Origin of the sequence: Bacillus sp. JJ1609, assembly GCF_036967045.1 — a bacterium.
In the GTDB taxonomy this organism is placed as follows: Bacteria; Bacillota; Bacilli; order Bacillales; family Cytobacillaceae; genus Mesobacillus.
Genome location: NZ_JBALSS010000007.1, coordinates 42,335 through 63,830 on the forward strand (window position 1 = coordinate 42,335; position 21,496 = coordinate 63,830).

Consider the following 21,496-nt stretch of genomic DNA (forward strand, 5'->3'; position numbering starts at 1 on the left):
CCCCCCTACCATGAAATCAGTGAAGCAACCCGTTCAGCAATCAGCCTGTAGCCTTCTGCGTTCGGATGGAATTTATCTGTATACAAATAATCATTCACGCTGATCTGGAACAAATCAAATGTCGGAACGAAAATCGTCTTCTGATCCATATCCAGAAGCTTGCTTGTCTCAAAGTTCCATTCACGGACAATATTTGTTGTGACCTCGGCATCATTCAAATCTATGAAGGGGTTATATAGACCAATTTGAAAGATGACAGCCTCCTTATTGATTGTTCTCAGTTCCTTTAATATCGCCTCAAGGTTCCTGATATAGCTCTGTCTAAGCGGGGCAATCTTTTTTGCATCAAGATTCATAAACGTTTGTCCGCTTTGAAAAAGATCATTGCCGCCAATCGTAATCAATATGTAATCCGCATTTTTGATTTGCCTTTGAATCTCCGCCTGCTTCACTTGATTTAACAGCTGCTCGGAGCGATACCCTTTTACCCCGTAGTTATGGAGCGTGATTTTTTCTTTAGATTTTTCCTCTAGCTCATCCACTAAATAACCAATATAGCCTTTTCCGCTCGCATCTCCAGTTCCTCTAGTCAGCGAGTCCCCCAATGCGACGACAACCTTCCCCGCTTTAGTTGACTCCTCTGCAGCTGGTTCGACTTTTTTTATTGCATCTGAAGCCTCGCCCCTGCTGAAAAATTGGTTCTGAATCGTCCAGCCAAGCCCTATAAGCATAATTAATAAAGAAAATACTGATATAATTAATACCCATTTTACAGAATGCTTCCTCACCTAATCACTTCCTTTTTATATAAAAATATTTGGGAAATCTCAGTATCAAGATTTTATGGCATAACATTTATTTTGAATATGATACTCATCTGTAATGTTATTTTATATTAGTTGTGTTCTTATTAAAAATGATTTCACTGTGAAATCATAATTTCAATGTGTTAATTAATAATCTGGCCATTTGATCCTGTATAAGTTTGTTTTTAAAGGAGATTTTAAAAAAATAAAACTAAATGCATTTTTTATAAACAAAAAAGCGCGCAGCATTTTTGCTGATCGCGCCTTTTAAATAGCAAATGAGTGATTGCCGATTTTTTTTACAACTTCACGAGAAAAGATCCATTCACTTGTAGCAGTTTCTGGGTTGTAAAAGTAAAGCAGCTCTTCGTTTTTCCCCTGATTGATCAGAGCTTCCTCTACAGCCTTAACTGCTTCCTCGCTTGCTGGTTCATTAATCGAGCCATTTTGAACTGGTTCAAAAGCATTCTTTTGATAGATAACATCCTTGATTGTGTCTGGGAATTGTTCGTGCTCAACACGGTTTAAAACAACATCTGCAACGGCAACCTTACCTTCATACGGCTCGCCTTCGGCTTCTGCCTGGACAAGACGTGCAAGCAGCTTCTTTTCTTCTTCGTTTATAAACCGGTTATCAGTCGATGAAGATACTTTCGTGTCGACCTCAACTTTTTTATGTGTCAATGTTTCAGCAGCCTTTTGATCTACTGTCTCAGCATTGAAATGGTGCGTAGGAAACACGCTATATGAACCAATAATGAGTGAAATTGTGACCACTAAAGAGAATAAATAATTCATTTATAAACCTCCTGTTTGTAGTTTTTTTTGATAAAAACAGGCCATTTACAAGGCTAACAGGTTTACAAGATAATCTCATTAGTGAATCATTGGGAGAATTTCCAGCCATGGAAAATGAATATTAGGACAATTTACTATTCATTTTTAGTATGATTCAGTTTTGATTTTCCATTTCCCATATCAGCATTTTCTTCATAAAAAAAAGTAATACTTATATTCTTTAACGTATAAAGCTTAGCAGTAAAAATATATAAATCCTCATAATTTCTTTCTACATACTCATCAATAATCATGATTCCTTTTCTAAATCGACCCACTAATAGCCGGGTATACTTTTCATCACAAGTAACTTGATTTACTCTCGAAAGTTCATCAGCTAATGATTGAAATTTAAAATCCTCAATCCACAGTTTTAATTGATAGATCCTATTTGAATAAGACTGTGGGTTGTTTTTATTATCGAGGGTTTTATTAACAAATTTGATAAAAACCCTAATATTTTCAGCAAGCAAATTCGCCTTTTGCATCTGGTATTTCATCTTTGCATCCCTCTTTTCCAGTCCATCAACTACAAAAAATATATGTTTCGAGACGAAATTTTAACACAGACCACTTTTCATCTCCCACATCATCTGCTATTCCTTGGCAATCTTATCTTTTGGATTCTGGACTTCAAAGATGACGCTTATTAATACATTTTTAGAAATCAACGATAAAAAAATCCCTTCGTTAAGTCAACGAAGGGGATTTATTTTGAGACTATTTACTACACCTTTAGACATGCTAATTCTTTAAAGCGTTCTACTGCTTTGGCCGAGTCGACCGAAAACCCCTGTTCATTCATCGTCTCTCCGATCAATTCAATGGCTTTTTCGAGCATTTGTTCAGTGGTATTTCCCATATGGCCGATACGGAAGGCTTTACCTGCCAAATGAGCAAGCGCTCCCGCTATAATGAGTCCTTTTTCAGCAAGAGCCTTTCGGAAAACAGCATCATCTATTCCTTCCGGATAAAAAATACAACTGAGTGTTGCAGCAGCGACATCTTCTTCTGCTAACGGCTTCATCCCATAAACAGTAAGTGCAGCCCTTACCGCTTTACCATATGCTTCGTGGCGTTTATATCTTTTTTCCATTCCCTCGGCAAGAACTATCCTCATTCCTTCATCAAATGCATAAATAAGGTTCACCGGCGGGGTTGCAAAGTATTTTTGCGGATCATTCATAATCGGAATCCAGTTATATATATCACAATAGTAGGCATGCACGTGCTTTATTTGTTCTCTTGCTGCTAAAGCAGTTTTGTTAAATGCGACAATTGCCAGACCTGGCGGAACACCAATTGCTTTTTGAGAACCTGTTAAAATGACATCAATTTTATAATTTGGATCACCATACGTCTTACTCATATCTTCTTCGATGGCAGCAGTGGCACAGACTCCGTCAAGAATAAGAAGAGCTCCGTGTTTTTTTATGATCGGGACAAGCGCATCCAAATTAGCTGCAACTCCTGTCGAGGTGTCCACATGAGTAATTGTAACAGCCTTATAATTCCCTTTTGCAAGTTTCTCCTCTACATCAATCAGACTAACCTGTTTTCCCCATTCAGATTGAATCACGTCAACTTCAATCCCAAATGCTTCTCCTAATTTAATAAAACGGTCACCGAAGTAGCCTTGACTGATGACTAAAAGCTTTTCGCCGTGTTCGACGGTATTGACAAGAGACATCTCCATTGCCAGCGTACCAGAACCCGAAACAACAAATACCTCTCCGTCTGTTTTTAGCATTTCTTTAGTTTTCTGGATCGATCTCAGATAAATAGCAGCAAACCTTGGGTCTGTGTGGCTAAGTGTTTCTTGAGCTAACGCGTCATAAATAGAATCGATGACAGGTGTTGGCCCAGGTATAAGCAGCATCTCTTTGTTATGCATTTTCCACCCTCCTAAATGACTTGATTAACCTTGTTTCATTATTAAAAGTACTTCTACATAATTCATTCATAACCTCTTATCTTTTTCTAAAAATTTGTAGACTTTATGACAATCTCATATTGAAAAGTAAGTCTACGACTGAAGTAATCGCTTGTATTGAAAAATTACAGCTCATAATATGCCGGAAAAGAAATATTATTTTTTTTGAATTTATCAATCATTAAAATAGACACGAAGCAAGTTCCATATGTATAGATTTTATTCATGTACTTTTCCTAAACCCATATTTTCTTCATAATACAAAAAAGTACCCGATAGGTAGCCTTTTTTAAAAGTGTCTACTCTATAGGGTACAGTTTAAATGTCTTGATAAAAATCATTACATTTTTACGGAACCATCCAATTTAACAAACTACTATTTTGCAAGTATGTCAAAATACCGATTATTACAACCAATACAATACTATGCTTAAATGTGAAGCGGAACAAGTCGGCTTCTTTACCAGCAAGCCCCACTGCTGCACACGCTACTGCAATGGATTGTGGAGAAATCATTTTCCCCGTAACCCCACCTGAAGAGTTTGCAGCGACCGCCAAAACCGGATCCATCCCCAGGGACTGTGCAGTAATCTTTTGCATATTACCGAATAATAGGTTTGAGGAGGTATCAGACCCAGTGATAAACACACCCAGCCATCCTAGGACTGGAGAGAAAAAGGCAAATAGTGCTCCTGTTTTTGCCAGAGTCATACCAAGTGTAGTACTCATGCCTGATGCGTTTGTCACATAGGCATACCCGACTACCGAAGCAATTGTAATGATTGGGAACTTAAGTTCACTAAGTGTTTCGCCGAAGGTCACGACCCATTCCTTCCATGAAATCTTAAGGATGAATTTCGATACTGCGGCTGCAAGAAGTACCGCTGTACCGGCAGCACCCAAGAGTTCCAGCTTATAAATTGCAGGCACTGGAGCTCCGGCAGAATTAATGACTTTATTACTTAAAAAAGGTACTTCAGGCATGAATGATAGCGCGTGGCCTAAAGAATTAATCGCTTTTAAAACAGCGTTTGATCCTTCATAATGACCTGCCAAAGCAAGCTTGATTGCTGGAATTCCCCATAGCGAGATAAACGCAGTTAACACCAGGAATGGTGACCAGGCTTTGAAAGTTTGTCCGCCTGTATACTTTACTTGCTGAGAAATACGAGCATCAGCAGTGACCGCGGCAGCCATTTCTTGTTCAGCTGAAAATCGGAAAATCGTTTTTGGTTTCCAAAATTTCAAGAAAACAGCTAAGGCAAGTAATGAAACCAGTGCTGATAAAATATCCGGAAGTTCCGGTCCCAGGAAGTTAGAGCTCAAGTATTGAGTCACTGCAAAGGAGATGCCAGTAATCAAGATAGCCGGCATTATTTCCATGGCTTTTTTGAATCCAGCCATGATGACAACTAAATAAAACGGAATAAATACAGATAATAACGGCAATTGACGTCCAACCATTTTGGATATTTCCATTGCTGGAATCCCAGTAGGACCTTCAACCGCAATGATTGGAGTACCGATCGCTCCAAATGCAACAGGTGCTGTATTCGCAATTAAACAAAGTCCTGCTGCGTATAATGGATTAAATCCAAGACCAACAAGAAGTGCGGCGGAAATCGCAACCGGAGCGCCAAAACCCGCTGCTCCTTCAAGGAACGCTCCAAATGAGAACGCTACCAAAAGTGCCTGCAGGCGTCTGTCTTCAGTAAGAGAAACGACAGAAGTACGTATAATGTCAAATTGACCTGTCTTTACTGTTAATTTGTAAAGGAAAACAGATGTAATAATGATCCAGCCTATTGGTATTATTCCGTATACCGCACCCTGGGTAGCGGACATGAATGCCATATGGGCTGGCATCTTAAACGCTACAACTGCTAGTATTAAGGCAATCAGCAGTGTTGTTAAACCCGCCAAATAACCCTTCATGCGCTTAATAGCTAAGGCCCAAAAGAAATATAAAATTGGCACAAGTGCTACCAAAGCAGACAAGGCCAGATTGTCTCCAACCGCCGTGAAATCTTGCGTGAATGTCATAGTAAACCCCCTAAGATAATAAACTTTTTTTCAAAAGTACAGACGGTGTTCCTACTTTTTAAAAAGAACTGTTAAATAGGCACTATGATGACTGGTTAATATGTAAATTAAGAACAAGGGGTGCCCTCACGAACGAATGTTTTAAACCTAACTTCGAAACCATACCCCCTCTCCGTTCCGTAATAAGAAACAACATTTCAAATTGTTGCTGTGGACGAAACATTGTTATACAACAATAATTTATTTGTTGTATAACAATGTCATCTCTTTTTCATTATACTAACTCTCTCCTTAATTTCAACAATTTTTAGAAAATTTGATAAATAAAAAATCGAAAGAAACATTTGACCAATATATCTTTAGTTGATAAATTAATACTTTTCTAGAATGCCTAATGAGCCCTGAAACAAAGTGGATATTCCTTCTGATAATTTAACTCCTATTTAGCGGTTATATTGGGCATCATCGCTTTTATACACCTATTTTTTAGAATTCATTGAAAGGGGCGTATAAACGTATATTCTTATATCCTTCTATACGCAATTTCCGTAAGATCCCTCTCCTGCTTTTACTTCTACTAACACTTAGCCAAATTTGAACAGACAATATTAAAGCCCGCCTATCTTAACCCTTAAGAATCAGGTCGAGAACTTCATAAAATAAGGCCAGAGCCACATCCAAACTCCAGGATGAAGCCTACCCTCATTGATATTTATTCGTATAGTGATTGCCTTTGGTCAATGTTAAAATATTTTGCTTAACCCCCTCACCTTTGTAACTCGGGATGCATGTTCTCCACTATATTTTCAGTGCCTGCTATATAAAAATCCAAAGTTGATAAAATTTTTAATTTTTGAAATAGTATAAAATTGACATAGAATAATCTATTATTCAAAATACCAATTGTAGAGTAAATAAATAAGGAATTTTGCATACTCAGAAAATGGGAGAAAACCAAATTCTCTCAAATTTTGCGATCCTTGATTATTAATACGGAGCTTTCTCCCTGCACGGAGCAGATGGTCGAATCCTCTTTTTTTGAAAGGTTTGTGTGTGCAAGGTCAGTTCTTCCCCAGGTTAAAGGAGGAATCCTCGGTTCTCCCAAAAGGGACGCATTAGCCTAAAAGGAATATCCCCCTAAATCCAAAGGATGAGCGGAAACTGACTCTTTTTAAAAAATGGAACTCCAGGAGGATGATCTCGTGAACATTGGATCACTAATTAACGGAAAACATTACATCAGAGATGATTACCCTTCAAATGAAATTCGTAGCCCTTACAGCGGAGAGCTGGTCGGAACCGTACAATTTGCCACGAAGCAACAATTGCTTTCTGCAATTGAAACTTCTCAACATGTTTTTAAACAAACAATGAAAAAAATGCCCGCATATGAGCGATCAGCCATTTTGCGGAAATCTGCCGACCTTCTGGAAAACAGACAGGAAAGATTTGCAAAGCTTCTTTGCATGGAAGCAGGTAAACCAATACGTGATGCACGTGCTGAAGTAGGCCGGGCTGTTCAGGTACTCCGTTTTGCCAGCGAAGAAGCCAAGCGCAACGATGGAGAGCTTATTAAAATGGATTCAGCCATTGGTGGAGAAGGACGGATCGGATTTGCGAAGCGCGTACCAGTGGGCGTGATTGCTGCCATCACACCTTTTAACTTCCCGTTGAACCTTGTGCTGCATAAAATTGCCCCGGCGATTGCCGCAGGATGCACTGTCGTCCTGAAACCAGCAGAAAAAACACCCCTTTCTGCTATGATTCTCATTGAATTGATGGAAGAAGCAGGTCTTCCCGCTGGGGCTATCAATGTGGTAAATGGTTTTGGAACCGATCTGGTGCCTAAATTGGTTACTCACGAATATATCAAAAAAGTCAGCTTTACCGGAAGCGGTACAGTTGGTTATAAAATTAAGGAGATGGCTGGAAACCGAAAAGTCACTCTTGAATTAGGTTCCAATTCCCCTAATATTATCTTTCCCGATGCCGATTTGAATGCGGCTGCGACCGGTTTAGTAAAAGGCGGGTTCTCCTTTGCAGGCCAAGCATGTATATCCGTGCAAAGGATTTATGTGCACCGGGATGTTTATACCAGATTTTTAGATGCATTTATTCCATTGGTGAAAAACCTTCAAGTCGGAGACCCTGCATTGGAAACGACTGACGTTGGCCCAATGATTATAGAAGAGGCTGCAATTCGTATTGAATCTTGGATACAGGAGGCTGTGGACAAGGGTGCTACCTTACTAGCAGGCGGGCAGCGGCAAGGAACCGTTCTCCAGCCTACAGTGCTGGCAGATGTTCACCCTACCATGAATGTAGTATGCCAGGAAGTATTTGCACCTTTGGTAACTGTATGTCCATTTGAAACTGAGGAAGAAGCAATAGCCTTGGCCAACGATTCAGATTTCGGTCTGCAGGCAGGCGTTTTTACAAACGATATTAACCGGGCTTTCAGAATGTTCGAAGCCTTGGAAACTGGCGGAGTGTGGATTAATGAAATCTCTACCTTGCGTCAGGATCATTATCCTTACGGAGGTGTGAAGCTCAGCGGGATTGGCCGGGAAGGCGTGGCTTCCGCCATAGAGGAAATGACAGAAGTAAAATTCCTTGGGATAAAATTAGCCTAATTTTCAATAACTGAATTCCCAGGCAAACAGCTATATTTTATAGAGGCTTCCATGGAAGTCTCTTTTTTTTCACCTCTTTTCTGATTATGGATTTTTCAGATGTCTTATAACAGTTTTCATGATCCGAAATCCCCCACGCAATATTCTCAATCTTTTTTTAAAAGTCAACAATTAACACAGCCTTTAAACAAAACAAAAATCCTAAAAGTGAATATTATTCGGCGAGGCCCTTGTTTAAATATGTATGTAAAATTCCCTATACAACGCAGGTACTTTTTTCCTAATATTCATAATTTTTAAATTATTATTTTATTAATAGTTGTTAGCATGTTAAAATGTCGTGGAAACTATTAACAAAAGGAGGAAAACCCTATGAAAAAGAAACAAGCACTAGGATACATAATTTCTAGCGGATTATTAGCCACTTCTCTTCTTGGCAGTTCAACCAGCATTTTTGCGGAATCAACAACCACCCCAAACGGTCCCTGGGTACAGGATGAACAGAACCTTTCTTTTGCAGGCCTAATGTCTAATGAACAATTGGAAGCCAAACTAAAACAAATTGAAAAGTCATCACAAGGAAAGATGGTACTGGATCAGTTCGGAACTTCCAATGATGGCTATCCGCTTTATGCTGCCAAATTTGGCGACAATGATCCCAATAAAAAACGTGTTCTCATTTATACTCAAATCCATGGCAATGAAACTCTGGGTACTGAGGCAGCAGTAGAATTAATGCAAAAACTGTCAGCTGGAGGAACTGAAGCGGAGAATATCCTGAAGAAGGTCAGCATTTGGTTTGTCCCACGAATTAATCCTGATGGAACAGCCAATCAATACGAAGGAAAGCCATATCCGACTAGATATTCTCATCAAACATGGAAGCCAGAAGAACTAGGCCTGCCGGCAGACACAAAAGCTCCCTGGTATTACAATGCAGAAGGAAGCGAAAGAGGACAAAATAACGATGGAAAAGTTGTTTATGGAATCCCTGGTTTTGACCTGAATCGAGATTTCCATCCGAACTACGATTTTGATGTCAATGAGGAAATTGAAAAGGATGCAGCTAAAGTAGCAAGTATTTTGAAAGATAATAGTACAAACAATGGCTCTCAGGCTTCCTTAGTCTTTTCTCCTGAAACACGTGCACTTACAAAACTAGTAAAAGCATTTGATCCTGATGTAGCGATTGACCTTCATCACCGAGGATTCAATAGATTATCTGAAGAAGACAGCCGTTCAGTTTCTATCCAGCTGTTAGCTCAATTTACAACAAAGCCCTACACAGACCCTTTCAGTGGTAAAACATATGATCTCGACCCAGAAGTATTGACCTTAAGCAAAAAAGTAAACACAGTCGCTTATGAATCATTGCAGCGAGGTAATTCATCCTATGGAGCCATTCAGAAATACCCGACTGTTAACTATCCTGGCTCAGGCTTGGGTGCCATCCAGTTAAATGGTACAGCTACCATGCTCATAGAAATAAAAGGCCAAACACAAACCTTAGGCCAGAAACAAAGCGGCATGCTAAAAGAAACTGCAAAAGTACCAGTCTTGGCCGTTCTGAATAGCCTGGCAGATGGCTCTATTGAAAATGCAGATCCAGCTGTATATGATGCCATACCAGAGTTTTCTTTCCCAGTAAATCCTGGTGGAGATCACGACCACTAAGACCAATTTAATTGGCTGGCACCACGCTAACTAAATACAGCACAAAAAAACCGCACGAGTGAAATCACCGTGCGGTTACTTATGTAATTTGTTAGACTGCATAGGGTCGAACTCGATTAACATATTCTAATAACATTTATAATTGCTTCTATTTAAGAACTCTTCCACTACCTATTTATCATCCGGGTTTGATCCCCTCAGTATTCGGACCGCTCCCAACAATGATACTTTCTCCATCTAAGTAACTTTAATATTGAATTTTAGACTACTTGCTATGTAGTTTGGGTAATACGAAGAAAGTAATGATTGTTAACAGAATTTCAAACAAATGTAACCTAATTTGCTAAAAGATGAAATCTATTTATGGGATAATGACTTCTTCAAGGAAAAAATGGGCCTCCAGCATTTCTATTACGCTATCAGAAAATGTAGAGGCATCCATATTTAATGTTGGTTATTATTATTCAGCCTAGGTGGTGCAAGTATGTCAGGAACAAAAAAGAGAATAAGGGTAAAATGGAGTAGAGTATGGACCGCCTTTCTTCTCTTAAGTATCTTTTTAGTTGGTCTTTTTAATATATTCCAGTACATAGAAGGAACGGCAAAAAAATTAAATCAACCATTAAAAAAAGTTGAAGCAAATCAATCCTTTCAAGGAGAGAAAAATAAACTAGACGAAGTAAATGTTCTTTTATTAGGAAGTGACTCACGTGGAGAAAAACAAGCTCGAACGGATACGATCATGGTTGCACATTATAATCCACAAACTCATAAGGTAAAACTTATTTCACTTATGCGTGATATGTATGTCTCAATACCTGAACATGGTCAGCAAAAATTAAATGCTGCTTATACATACGGAGGTCCTGAATTACTAAGGAAGACCATTCAATTAAATTTCGGTCTGGATATTCATCATTATGCGATTGTCGACTTTAAAGGCTTCGAAAAAGCTGTCGACCTCCTTGTTCCCGACGGAATTGAAGTAGACATACCATATGACATGTCTCATGGTATAGGAATGACGTTGGAGAAAGGGAAACAGCAACTTCATGGTAAAGAGCTGTTAGGATATGTTCGTTTTCGTCAAGATCGTTTAAGTGACTTCGGACGGGTCCAAAGACAACAAGAAGTCATCACCAAATTAAAAGATCAAGCAGTAAGTCTACAAAGTGTCGTAAAACTTCCCGATCTATTGGGACTTTTAAATACATACATCGATACAAACATTGAAACCTCCACTCTCTTGACGATTGGAAAAGAAGTTTTGACCAATGAAAGTGGAGATATAGAAAGCATACGAATCCCTGAAGATGGAAGTTTCACAAATGAACGTTATGAGGGCATCGGAGAAGTCTTAGAAGTGGATTTAGATCAAAATAAAATGGCTCTTAATAGGTTTTTAGGAAATGACGCAAAGTAAAGTTTGATTTCCCTTCGAAACCCTTTAGATACATAATAGACTTCACCCTATTTATAATATTTATCAACGAACATAAATAAACCGCACGAGTTGAAATTTCACCGTGCGGTTAACTATGTATAGTTGGCGCGACCGCCTGGGAATCGAACCCAGCTAACCTGGCACGCAGGTCACAAGCGGTTTTGAAGTTTGCTAGCATCTGTTTCTCTGATGCTTTGATGTACCCTAAAGTATTGATATATCAAGGTTTCTTGTTTTTTGATGTTTCCTTGTAATTTCTAATTTTAAAAATTTGGGCACCAAACATGGCACCAACATTCACCTACGATATTAATAGACCTACTGTTTCCTAAACTGCAGATCGGAGGTTCGAATCCTCTTCGGGACGCTAATAAAACGCTAATCAGCCGGAAAGGTAGATACTGGTCGATTGCAAGGCTCACCTTCCCGATTAAATGGAATAGGAGCCAGTGGATGTGTTTATTTGCGGCTAAAAGGAATAATTAGGACCTTACTTTGTGTGTGTTCCACCTACATTTACTACTTCTTCTTGTTCCATATGTCTAAATCATATGTGGGGTTAATATTTCATGTAAACAGGAAAAAAAGCCTACACCTTTAAGATGATGGCTTTTAATGATTTCCAACAGATTCGAGCCAGCGCCCTGCCCTGTCAAGGTAAATTCATTGGTTGGAATATAACAGTTCTTAATAAGAATCCATTGTTTTAGCTGAAAGAGCAAATGGTATGAAAGAATATGGTTCCTTACCTCCACCTGCATCTTTATAAGCGTCCCATATGGAAAAAAAGTATACAGAAGGATAAAACATAATCCATTGATAGTCTGTATAATCAATCGCTTTTTCAATTTCACGGTTAGAACCAAAATAATCGTTCTTTTGCATCCACATTGTTCTAATCCTTCGCCAAGTTTTCGTGGTCAGTGGCAATAGGGGGTTGTTCCATCCAACCATTTTCTATTAAAAGATTCATACCATCTTCAGCGATTAAAGCAATTTCCATATTCATTCGAGCGTAATCAGCCGACAAGTCTCTTCTTTGACACATTGATAAAGCCTCCCCGTAATAACCAAGTGCCGCAGAAAGTAGTGTTGCTATATGGAAAAGCATAAGCTTATCAGAAAAGGGAGGTACGGTTGAATCGGTTACTTCTGATTCAAATATCCTTGGTTGATGGAGATTCTCCTCTTCTAACATTAAACCCAGTATATGAAAGTGTCTTTTACAAAGTTTTCGAGCACGTTCGAAATACTCTCGTACTTCTTTAGATTGGCATACTTGACTGAATCCTAACTCTAAAACCATTTTCACCATATTTTTTTGCATATTAAGATGTGCACCACTGATTTCGATTGCATTTATCGGTCTTCGCTTACCGAACCAACCAGTTAAATAGTTTTGTTTCCTAATAAAATCAATCTTTTGTTTGTTATTTAATGTAGGGGGCTTACTAAGAATTCCCTTAGATAAAGCGACGGCAGTGACCCTATCATATAATTCCAACGTTTGAGAAGTACATTCAATAAGATATTTTCTGACATCTTCTCGAATACAAAGGCTTGTTGCACCAGCATATCTAGTCAAGCCGTGTATCGCCATAATTTGCAAATAAATAACCTTAAATGTATCCGTAAATAAACTAGGGGCGTTTACAGTTACATCTTCATCTGTGAACCCTATTGGAATCGGATAGTTTTCTTGTATTAACAATTGTTTCGTTCTTTCTATATGGGTTTCTGATAATTCTAAGGCAAATTGAAGTAAAGCACGAGTATTTTCATCCGTAACATCATTTAAGAAATAACGAAGAACACAACGTGACATACTATCATTTACATATTGCGACCAGATGATTCCATATTCTGAGGCATTAATTTTATCTTGGTGATTAACCTGATCCATTTTTTAACCCTCCTAACTTTTACAGAAATAGGTTAACCATTAACAATAAATTATATTTGTTAAAAACTTCAGAGAAGATAAAATTTTTTACTTCCTCATACGAATCGACAACCATAAAAAGAAAAAGTATTCATATGTTTTAAAGGGTATAATAACTCTAGAGTTATTGTTTAATAACACTAAAGTTCAATGTGGAGGGATGTTTTTGAATACTTCATTAAGAGTCATAATGACAGCCCTAATTAGAGTGTTGGTTAGAATATATTTCTTAATTGAAAAGATAAGCGTTAAGTTATCTTCATCACTGAGTATGCCAACTTAACCTATGGAACAGGTATTCCTGATATATTTCTTACCACATTGTTAAAAAAAGTGAGCACTTTGTGCTTGCTTTTTTAATTTCTTTTATAACAAAACTGCTCCGTCAATAAAAAGGAATGCTGCCACATCAACTCCTTGTTCAACAAAAGTCCACTTTTGCTGAACAAGAAAGTTGTTTTATGTAGACAGGAGAGGATGAAGTTTTCACTTTTGATAAAACAGATTTACATAAATATGGGGATGCCTTTACATAATAATAGAAGGATATGAATTCCTTTGTAATAGGGAGGTGATTTGATGTTCTTCAAAAAACGAAAGATTAGAAATAATAAAGACAAACAGGCCGTGACTGAGAATTCACAAGATATTGGCCAGCTGTTTGCTAAGGTTAAAAAATCCAGTGATTTTAAACAATTTCCACTTACGGATGAATCGGGACATTTAATCATTTCTTACTACAATACACTGGTCGATCAACAACAACTCCAACAGAAAATTTTAATGATTTTCCGAGAGACCACTTTTGAACTAGACAGGCTAGAGAAAATTGATGACATAAAGAAAATCATCGCAATAGAAGATATTGTAATAACGGATAATCGGAACGAAGCTGAATCAAAGTTACTTAAAGGGTATGCGATACTTCAAATGAAGGAAAATGATCAAAGGGTTGCTTTAATTCTCTTATCTAATGATAAAGCTGGATTGCGTGAACAAAATAACGTTGAAAATGAGTTTAGTGTGGTGGGGCCACAAATTGGGTTTCTTGAGAATATTGATGTAAATATACATTTATTAAGACAACAAATAAATACAACTGATCTAATTACGAAGGAATTAAACATTGGTTCTACTTCAAATACTCGAGTTATTATTGCTCATATTGATGGGATTACGAGTGAGCAGCATGTTAATACCATGACCCAACGGCTTCAAGATATTGATTTTGATGTCATTTTTGATACTGCTCTGCTGCATCAAATTATAGAAGATGATTCTCTTACTCCGTTTCCTTTGCTTCTTCCAACTGAACGTGTGGATAGGGTGGTTCAAGCTCTTATTAACGGACAAGTAGCTGTTTTAAGTAGTGGGTCGCCATATGTCATTACAGGTCCTTCTACGATAATTGATTATTTTATTTCACCTGAAGATTACTTTCTCCCATGGATTCTTGCATCTTTTTTTCGTTTAATACGGGTATTCAGTGTCCTTTTCTCCATTTTTGGAACATCTATTTATATAGCCGTTATCACTTACCATTACGAGATGATTCCAAACGATTTATTCAGTTCACTTAGTAATTCTCGTTATAATGTCCCGTTTCCACCGGTATTAGAGGTGATTTTTCTGGAATTCACGATTGAACTATTACGTGAAGCGGGAGTCAGGTTACCTACAAAGGTAGGACAAACATTGGGAATAGTGGGCGGTATTGTTATCGGCCAAGCGTCAGTTGAGGCGTCCCTTACAAGTAATGTCTTACTCATTATAGTCGCCTTATCTGCCTTAGCTTCCTTTACTACTCCAATTTATAAAATGTCGAACACTATCCGTTTTTTACGTTTTCCTTTAATTTTCTTCGCATCTATTTGGGGGGGACTAGGTATCGTTATAGGGATTGCCTTTTTAATCATTCACCTTACACGGTTAGAATCTTTAGGAACACCATATACCGTTCCATTTTATCCTTTTAGGCCTGAGGATTTAACGGACAGCCTGATCCGTTCCTCTTATAGTAAAATAACCAAAAGGCCAAATTACTTACGTCCTAAATCAATTTGGAGATACCACCCACATAATCACAAAAAAAAGAAAAGTGATTTTGATGAATAATCAGGAAAGGATAATAAAGGTGAATTAAATGAAATTATGTTTTCTGTTTACTTTTAGCTTAACTTTCTTTTTATCAGGGTGTGGTATAAATGAGAGGATTATTGATGAAGTTCAGATAATTGAATCTCTAGGATATGATCGGGAAGAAGGCAAAGTCAAAGGAATTGCTATTTATCCTACTTTCGGAGAGAAGGATAATGTCAAATTGAAGATTTATAAAACGGTGTCTGATTCATATGAAGATATACTCCCGAGAATTAATGCAAAATCAGCCTATCCTATTGAGATAGGAAAATTAGATTTTGTATTGTTCGGCAAGGAATATGCCACACAAGGGATCGAAGATGTTATCACTAATTTTGCCCGAAATCCAAAAACGGGGAGTCGAATGCAGTTGGGCATTGCTGAAAACACAGCCGAAGAAATACTTCAAACCAGTAGCCATGTGAATCTTTCATTCCATTTAAGTGAAAAAATCAATCAAAACATTGAAAGTGGTAATTTGCCAAAAATGAATCTGCACATGTTTTTGAACAATTTTCATCAAGAAGGGAGGGATCAAATTTTACCTTACTTTATCCTAGAGGAAGATCAAATTAAAATTGACGGGTTAGCCTTATTAAAGAACGGGAAGTACATAAATCATATTAATTTAAGAAAGTCCTTTATTCTAAAAACATTAATTGATGGGTCTCAAAATGGGCAATATAAAACCAAAATCACACAAAATAAAAAGGAAGGTTTTATTCTCCTGAAAAACATGGATGCAAAAACTACATATACGGTTGAGAAAAGCGAAGGCATTCCGAGTATATTCATCGATTTAACCATCCATGCTGAGATTGAAAAAGCATCATCCTGGTTTGATTTGAAAAAAGATAAAGATATTGAAAAATTGAGACGAATTTTAAATGAACACTTTAAGGAAGAGGTCCAAAGTTTAATTTCACTGGCACAAGGATACAATGTAGATCCCATTGGGTTGGGAGAAAAGGTTAGAGCCACCTCAAGAAATTGGGACTATCAACGGTTTATGGACATATACCCAGAAGTAAAAACCACTGTACACACAAATATTTACATCCTAAATACAGGTATTGTAGAGTAAGTCTGCATGATAAGAGGAGGAACCACGTGAAATCATTACTAGACGAACGACATTTAGTATCTTCCTTTTACGTTTTCTTTCTGATCTACACGAATATTATTGGCATAGGAATCATGAGATTTCAACGAGATATAACGAAGGACGCAGGTTATGATGCGTGGATTTCCATCATTTTATCAAGTATAAGCATTCATATACTCGTTTGGATGATCTATCGTATTCTTGGAATTGCTAATAATGATGTCATACATGTTCACAAATTTTACTTTGGAAAATGGATTGGCGGACTGTTCAACATTTTTGTGATCTTCTACTTTCTTATATTAGCTTTCATTGTATTCCGTGTTTATATTGAAGTTGTTCAAGTTTGGCTGTTTCCCTTAATGAAGACATGGCAAATAAGCCTCATTCTTCTAGTCCTCATTTATTACGTTGTATCCGGTGGATTCCGCGTGATAACTGGAATGTGTTTCTGGGGAACTATCATACCTATTATTATCCTGTATCCCTTAAATTTTTTTTCATTGGAATTTGCCAATTTTTACAATTTTTTACCTGTCTTTAACCACTCTGTGAAGGAAATCGTATCATCCTCTAAAGCTATGTTGTTTCAGTATGTTGGCTTTGAGACCTTATTCATGTTCTACCCATTCATAAAAAATCCAGAAAGATCACAAAAATGGGCCCATTTTGGACTTTTGTTCTCAAGCTTACTTTATCTAATAACAGCGCTCATCACATTTGTCTTCTTTAGTGAAGGACTATTAAACCAGACAATATGGCCTACATTAGCTCAAATGAAAATTGCGAAATTCCCTCTAATAGAAAGAGTCGAATTTATCGTTGTTTCGATTTGGTTACTTCTCGTATTACCCAATATCAGTGTGAAAATATGGGCAGGTTGTCGTGCTATAAAGAAAGTAATAAATGTGAAACAACGTATAAGTCTGTTCATTGTACTGATCCTATTCTTTATTATAGCTAATGTGCTCATAGAGTGGAGTCAAATAGAGCGATTGAATGAAATGTATTCAAACATTGCTTTTTACTTTGTATATCTATATATCCCTTTTCTCTTTTTAACGATTAACATTAAACAAAAACTATCTAAATAGGGTTTTGATGCGAGAATAATTCGATAAGAATATTAAATTTTCCCGATAAAAAAACTGTATGGAATAAATTCTACACAGTTTTTTTGAAATTCCTATTAGATTGTCAGCAACTCCAACAAGAGTCCTTTTTTAAAATATATTTTTAAATAATATCCAATGGCATTTTCTTAGTAGGTTTAGGAAATACTTGATCAATTCTACTGAGATCTTCTTCCGTAAACTCAATTGTTGCTGCTTTAGCATTTGCTAAAACATGTTCATCTTGAACCGCTTTTGGAATAGCGATGACGTTATTCGAACGGATGGTCCAAGCAAGAGCGATTTGTAATGGTTGGACATTGTATTTGTCAGCAATATCATGAATAGTTGGATCGTTTAAAAGCTGTCTTCTTAAAGAGCCTCCTTGAGCAAGGGGACTGTAGGCCATGAGTGGCATGTTATGTTCCCGCTGCCATGGTAAGAGATCGAAGTCGATTCCTCTTGAACCTAAATGGTATAGCACTTGGTTCGTCACACAATTTTTTCCATTTGTAGTGTTCCATAGCTCTTCCATATCAACCCTGTCAAAATTAGAGACGCCCCATCTTAAAATTTTCCCTTCTTCACGTAGTTTTTCCATTCCTTCAATTGTTTCCTCTAAAGGAACACGTCCTCTCCAGTGGAGAAGATATAAGTCCAAGTGGTCTGTTCCGATTCGTTTTAAGCTGTTTTCACATGCATTTGAAATCTTATCTAAACCTGCATGATGGGGATACACTTTTGAGACTAAAAAGACTTCATTTCTGCGTCCTTTAATGGCTTCGCCAACTAAGCGTTCAGAGTCGCCATTTCCGTACATTTCAGCAGTGTCAATAAGTTTCATACCCAATTCTAAGCCGAGCTGCAAGGCTTTTATTTCTTTGTCTCTCATTTGGGGATTTTCCCCCATGTACCATGTTCCTTGTCCTAAACTAGGTAAAGAAGTGCCGTCAGACAGGGTTACCACGTGTTTGGCTAATGTATTTTTAATTTCCGCTCTTTTCTTTTCATCCATTAGGCTCGACCCTTTCTTTTATGTATTTGGGTATCATAGAAGTAGAATGTTAACCACTCTTCGTATAAAGTACTTATATATTTAGAATTTCCTCAACCAACAAAATCATTCTCTGTTACATGATATGGCCATTTCCTGCTTCCGCTGTGCAAAAAAACAAAGAAGTGAGGATGGCCTATAAGTGTCTGACACTTTGAGTCATCCTCACCACTTCTATTCTAAATCAATTTATCAATTGACTTTGATATTAAATGGATTAGATCAGATGAGCTCCTCCATCAATAAGAACCGATGTGCCTGTTGTAAACACATTTTTCACTAGGTAAACATAGGTTTCAGCAATATCTTTAGGTTGAGCAACACGTCCGACAGGTAATTGCTTAGCAATCCCATAGTACATATCTTGTCTTTGATCTTCTGGCATTCCGCCGTAAAGAGGAGTGTCAACGATACCAGGTGATACCACGTTTACTCTGATAGGTGCCAGGTCTACTGAAAGTCCTCGTACTAATCCATCGATTGCTGAATTAATGGAAGCTAGAGTCGAGGCACCTTGAGGAGGACGCACACCATATACACCAGAAGTTAAGGTAATAGAACTTTCATTATTCAAGTATGGAAGAGCAGCACGAACCGAAATATACTGCCCCCAGAACTTACTATCAAAAGCCTCTCTTACGGTTGCAATAGGCAGTTCGCTAAAGTGACCCATAGCGCCTTCACCTGCAGTAACCACCAGGTGATCAAATTTCCCAACCTTCTTGAAAAAGTCTGCAACCTTTTCCTCGCTGCGAAAGTCGATTTCATAGCCCTCTACGTTACCACCAAGCTTCACTTTTGCGTCAGATAATTTTGAAGCAGAACGGCTAGCAATAATGACTTGAGCGGATTCATCGAGAAACGCCTTAGCAGAGGCTAAACCAATACCAGATGTACCTCCTAAAACAACCACTCTTTTTCCTTTTAATGACAACGCAATAACCTCCTTTATTCATATATTTGTTTAACCAACTTGCGGATTCTGATTAAAGAATCCGCAAGTTAGAAATATTTACATTTTTACATCAGCATTATTATTTAGCTAAAAGTTTTAGTGATTCACGATTAAATGCTGGAATATCTTTTGGTTCTCGACTTGTTACAATATTTTTGCTGATGACAACTTCTTCGTCTTTATAATTTGCACCAGCATTTTTCAAATCGTTGCGAATGGATTTATAGCCAGTGATGTCGACCCCTTTTAAAAGGTCTGTATCGATTAACACTTGTGGCCCATGACAAATGGCAAAAACTGGTTTTCCATCTTGGATAAATGCTTTTGCAAATTCACCAAAACGATCGTCTTCACGCAATAAATCGGGAGAGAATCCACCAGGGATAAGCAACGCATCAAAGTCTGCAGGATGAACTTCATCAATGGATTTATCAATTTTTACGGTTGTGCCTTTTTTACCAGTTACTTGGTTACCTGATTGATTGTCAATCGTGATAACTTCATGACCAGCTTCTTTAAAGGCTTGTGCTGGTTCAGTGTACTCCACATCTTCAAATAGGTTTGTTATAAGTGTAGCGATTTTTTTACTCATGCTCATTCACCTCCTTTCAATGACAAAACAGAAGTACATAAATGTTTCCCATCATCTTAAAAGGGACTAATGAACATACTCAAGGTCTCTCTCAACATTGGTACTTAAAATGTCTTCAGTTTTGATCTCGAGTAATTTCTCTAGGAATCTTATAGTTCCTAGTACTACTTTAATATCTCCCTCTGTTTGAACGTTTTCCATTTTCTTTTGAACAATCAGTTCATTGATAACGTGTTTAAAAGCATCGGTCTTTATAAGCCATTCTCCAACCAGTTCCTTTGTTGTGTCTCTCTCTCCTTCATTTTTGACAGCAAATAAACTTTCCGTTTTTGTTTCTACGAGCGTTACGGAACTTAAATCGGAATCCATACGGATACGAAAATAATTTTTTCTACTGTCATAATATCTTTCTTCCTTTAATAGAAAATACTCTATCCCTACTGTGATTTCATAAAAGAGTTCTGTCTCTGTAGGATAATGAAGATCTCTTACATCAACACTTTTTCCAACGTCTAAATAAGTCTCCAAACCATATTGGGTACTAATGATTTTTGCATCCATTACATTCATGATTTCACTCCCTTTTTCACTTTGCGGATTGTTTTGATATTTTTAGTAGCTAGTTTACGAAAATCCACTCAAAATTTGGCTAATTGCTTTTTTCGACTTCATGTCCACCAAACTCGTTCCGAAGAGCAGCGACCACTTTCCCGGTAAAAATAAAGGTACCTACTCTAATGCTTGATAATTGTTGGTTATGACAACCGTATAAAGCACATCAAATTTTTCACGATCTAAATGATTTTAGAATTTCGCTGCTTTATATACCTGATTTTTTCTCCAGCTTGCACCATGAAAATGAACTTCCGGAAATGGTCATGACCACATTGAGGACACTGATCATTTGTAGTAATCGTTAAACATCTTTCGCAAACTTTTCGATGCTTTGCTTTTGGCCTTAACATAATCGTTTCATTCCTTTCTGTGTTCATTAATTGACGATCTATATTGAATAAGGTTCTATAACTTTCACCTAAAAACTGTATTTTATTTTATTACAGTTAAGATAAAAAAATTGATTTATCTTAAATTCGATCTTATTTACAAAATACAAAGGAGAATTATTCATTCCCTCTTAAAATGTCTAATGGTATATGTGTCTTTTCATCTTAACAATCGCCGCTTAAGAAGAATTGGTTGCTGTGTTGATGTTAGTATAATATCTAC

General features: G+C 37.4%; 17 protein-coding genes. 6 read left to right on the forward strand and 11 right to left on the reverse strand.

From position 1 onward, the window contains the following. Positions 1-5: 5 nt before the first annotated feature. The 5 genes from V7654_RS07945 to V7654_RS07965 form a co-directional block, all read right to left on the reverse strand. Positions 6-788: an SGNH/GDSL hydrolase family protein gene (locus V7654_RS07945; protein ID WP_335429757.1), complete on the reverse strand. Its 783-nt coding sequence runs from the start codon at positions 786-788 to the stop codon at positions 6-8. 285 nt (positions 789-1,073) lie between these two features. Continuing rightward, positions 1,074-1,604: a cell wall hydrolase gene (locus V7654_RS07950; RefSeq protein ID WP_335429759.1), complete on the reverse strand. Its 531-nt coding sequence runs from the start codon at positions 1,602-1,604 to the stop codon at positions 1,074-1,076. Positions 1,605-1,738: 134 nt separating this feature from the next. After that, positions 1,739-2,143: a hypothetical protein gene (locus V7654_RS07955; protein ID WP_335429761.1), complete on the reverse strand. Its 405-nt coding sequence runs from the start codon at positions 2,141-2,143 to the stop codon at positions 1,739-1,741. A gap of 227 nt (positions 2,144-2,370) precedes the next feature. Then, on the reverse strand, positions 2,371-3,537 hold the full coding sequence (locus V7654_RS07960; protein WP_335429762.1) for a pyridoxal-phosphate-dependent aminotransferase family protein: 1,167 nt from the start codon (positions 3,535-3,537) through the stop codon (positions 2,371-2,373). A gap of 387 nt (positions 3,538-3,924) precedes the next feature. Beyond that, the gene (locus tag V7654_RS07965) at positions 3,925-5,619 is read right to left on the reverse strand and encodes an L-lactate permease (RefSeq protein ID WP_335429763.1); all 1,695 of its coding nucleotides are present in this window, start codon (positions 5,617-5,619) and stop codon (positions 3,925-3,927) included. 1,202 nt (positions 5,620-6,821) lie between these two features. Between V7654_RS07965 and V7654_RS07970 the strand changes: the two genes are divergently transcribed. The 3 genes from V7654_RS07970 to V7654_RS07980 all read left to right on the forward strand — a co-directional run bounded on the left by V7654_RS07970 (position 6,822) and on the right by V7654_RS07980 (position 11,349). Then, positions 6,822-8,252, forward strand: a complete 1,431-nt coding sequence (locus tag V7654_RS07970; protein WP_335429765.1) for an aldehyde dehydrogenase family protein — start codon at positions 6,822-6,824, stop codon at positions 8,250-8,252. 372 nt (positions 8,253-8,624) lie between these two features. Then, on the forward strand, positions 8,625-9,926 hold the full coding sequence (locus tag V7654_RS07975) for a M14 family zinc carboxypeptidase (protein ID WP_335429766.1): 1,302 nt from the start codon (positions 8,625-8,627) through the stop codon (positions 9,924-9,926). Between the two features lie 484 nt (positions 9,927-10,410). Beyond that, the gene (locus V7654_RS07980) at positions 10,411-11,349 is read left to right on the forward strand and encodes an LCP family protein (protein WP_335429767.1); all 939 of its coding nucleotides are present in this window, start codon (positions 10,411-10,413) and stop codon (positions 11,347-11,349) included. 708 nt (positions 11,350-12,057) lie between these two features. On the opposite strand, the gene V7654_RS07985 is transcribed toward V7654_RS07980, so the two are convergent. Beyond that, positions 12,058-12,261 (reverse strand): hypothetical protein, encoded by a 204-nt coding sequence (locus tag V7654_RS07985; protein WP_335429769.1) that lies wholly within the window; start codon positions 12,259-12,261, stop codon positions 12,058-12,060. A gap of 4 nt (positions 12,262-12,265) precedes the next feature. Continuing rightward, entirely contained in the window at positions 12,266-13,273 is a 1,008-nt protein-coding gene (locus V7654_RS07990) for a DUF3231 family protein (protein ID WP_335429771.1), read from the reverse strand. 618 nt (positions 13,274-13,891) lie between these two features. Here V7654_RS07990 and V7654_RS07995 point away from each other — a divergent pair. From V7654_RS07995 to V7654_RS08005, 3 genes are read left to right on the forward strand one after another with little or no spacing between them, the layout of a single operon-like run. Continuing rightward, complete coding sequence (locus V7654_RS07995) at positions 13,892-15,427, forward strand: spore germination protein (protein WP_335429774.1); 1,536 nt, start codon at positions 13,892-13,894, stop codon at positions 15,425-15,427. 28 nt (positions 15,428-15,455) lie between these two features. Next, positions 15,456-16,535 carry a Ger(x)C family spore germination protein gene (locus V7654_RS08000; protein ID WP_335429776.1) on the forward strand — a complete coding sequence of 360 codons (1,080 nt, stop codon included), beginning with the start codon at positions 15,456-15,458 and terminating at the stop codon, positions 16,533-16,535. 26 nt (positions 16,536-16,561) lie between these two features. Then, on the forward strand, positions 16,562-17,650 hold the full coding sequence (locus V7654_RS08005; RefSeq protein ID WP_335429779.1) for a GerAB/ArcD/ProY family transporter: 1,089 nt from the start codon (positions 16,562-16,564) through the stop codon (positions 17,648-17,650). Between the two features lie 142 nt (positions 17,651-17,792). On the opposite strand, the gene V7654_RS08010 is transcribed toward V7654_RS08005, so the two are convergent. The 4 genes from V7654_RS08010 to V7654_RS08025 form a co-directional block, all read right to left on the reverse strand. Then, positions 17,793-18,683: an aldo/keto reductase gene (locus tag V7654_RS08010; protein WP_335429780.1), complete on the reverse strand. Its 891-nt coding sequence runs from the start codon at positions 18,681-18,683 to the stop codon at positions 17,793-17,795. Between the two features lie 256 nt (positions 18,684-18,939). After that, positions 18,940-19,656, reverse strand: a complete 717-nt coding sequence (locus tag V7654_RS08015; RefSeq protein WP_335429781.1) for an SDR family oxidoreductase — start codon at positions 19,654-19,656, stop codon at positions 18,940-18,942. Positions 19,657-19,756: 100 nt separating this feature from the next. Next, positions 19,757-20,269, reverse strand: coding sequence for a type 1 glutamine amidotransferase domain-containing protein (locus V7654_RS08020; protein ID WP_335429782.1), 513 nt, complete (start codon positions 20,267-20,269; stop codon positions 19,757-19,759). 66 nt (positions 20,270-20,335) lie between these two features. Further along, positions 20,336-20,839, reverse strand: coding sequence for a hypothetical protein (locus V7654_RS08025; protein WP_335429783.1), 504 nt, complete (start codon positions 20,837-20,839; stop codon positions 20,336-20,338). Positions 20,840-21,496: the final 657 nt, after the last annotated feature.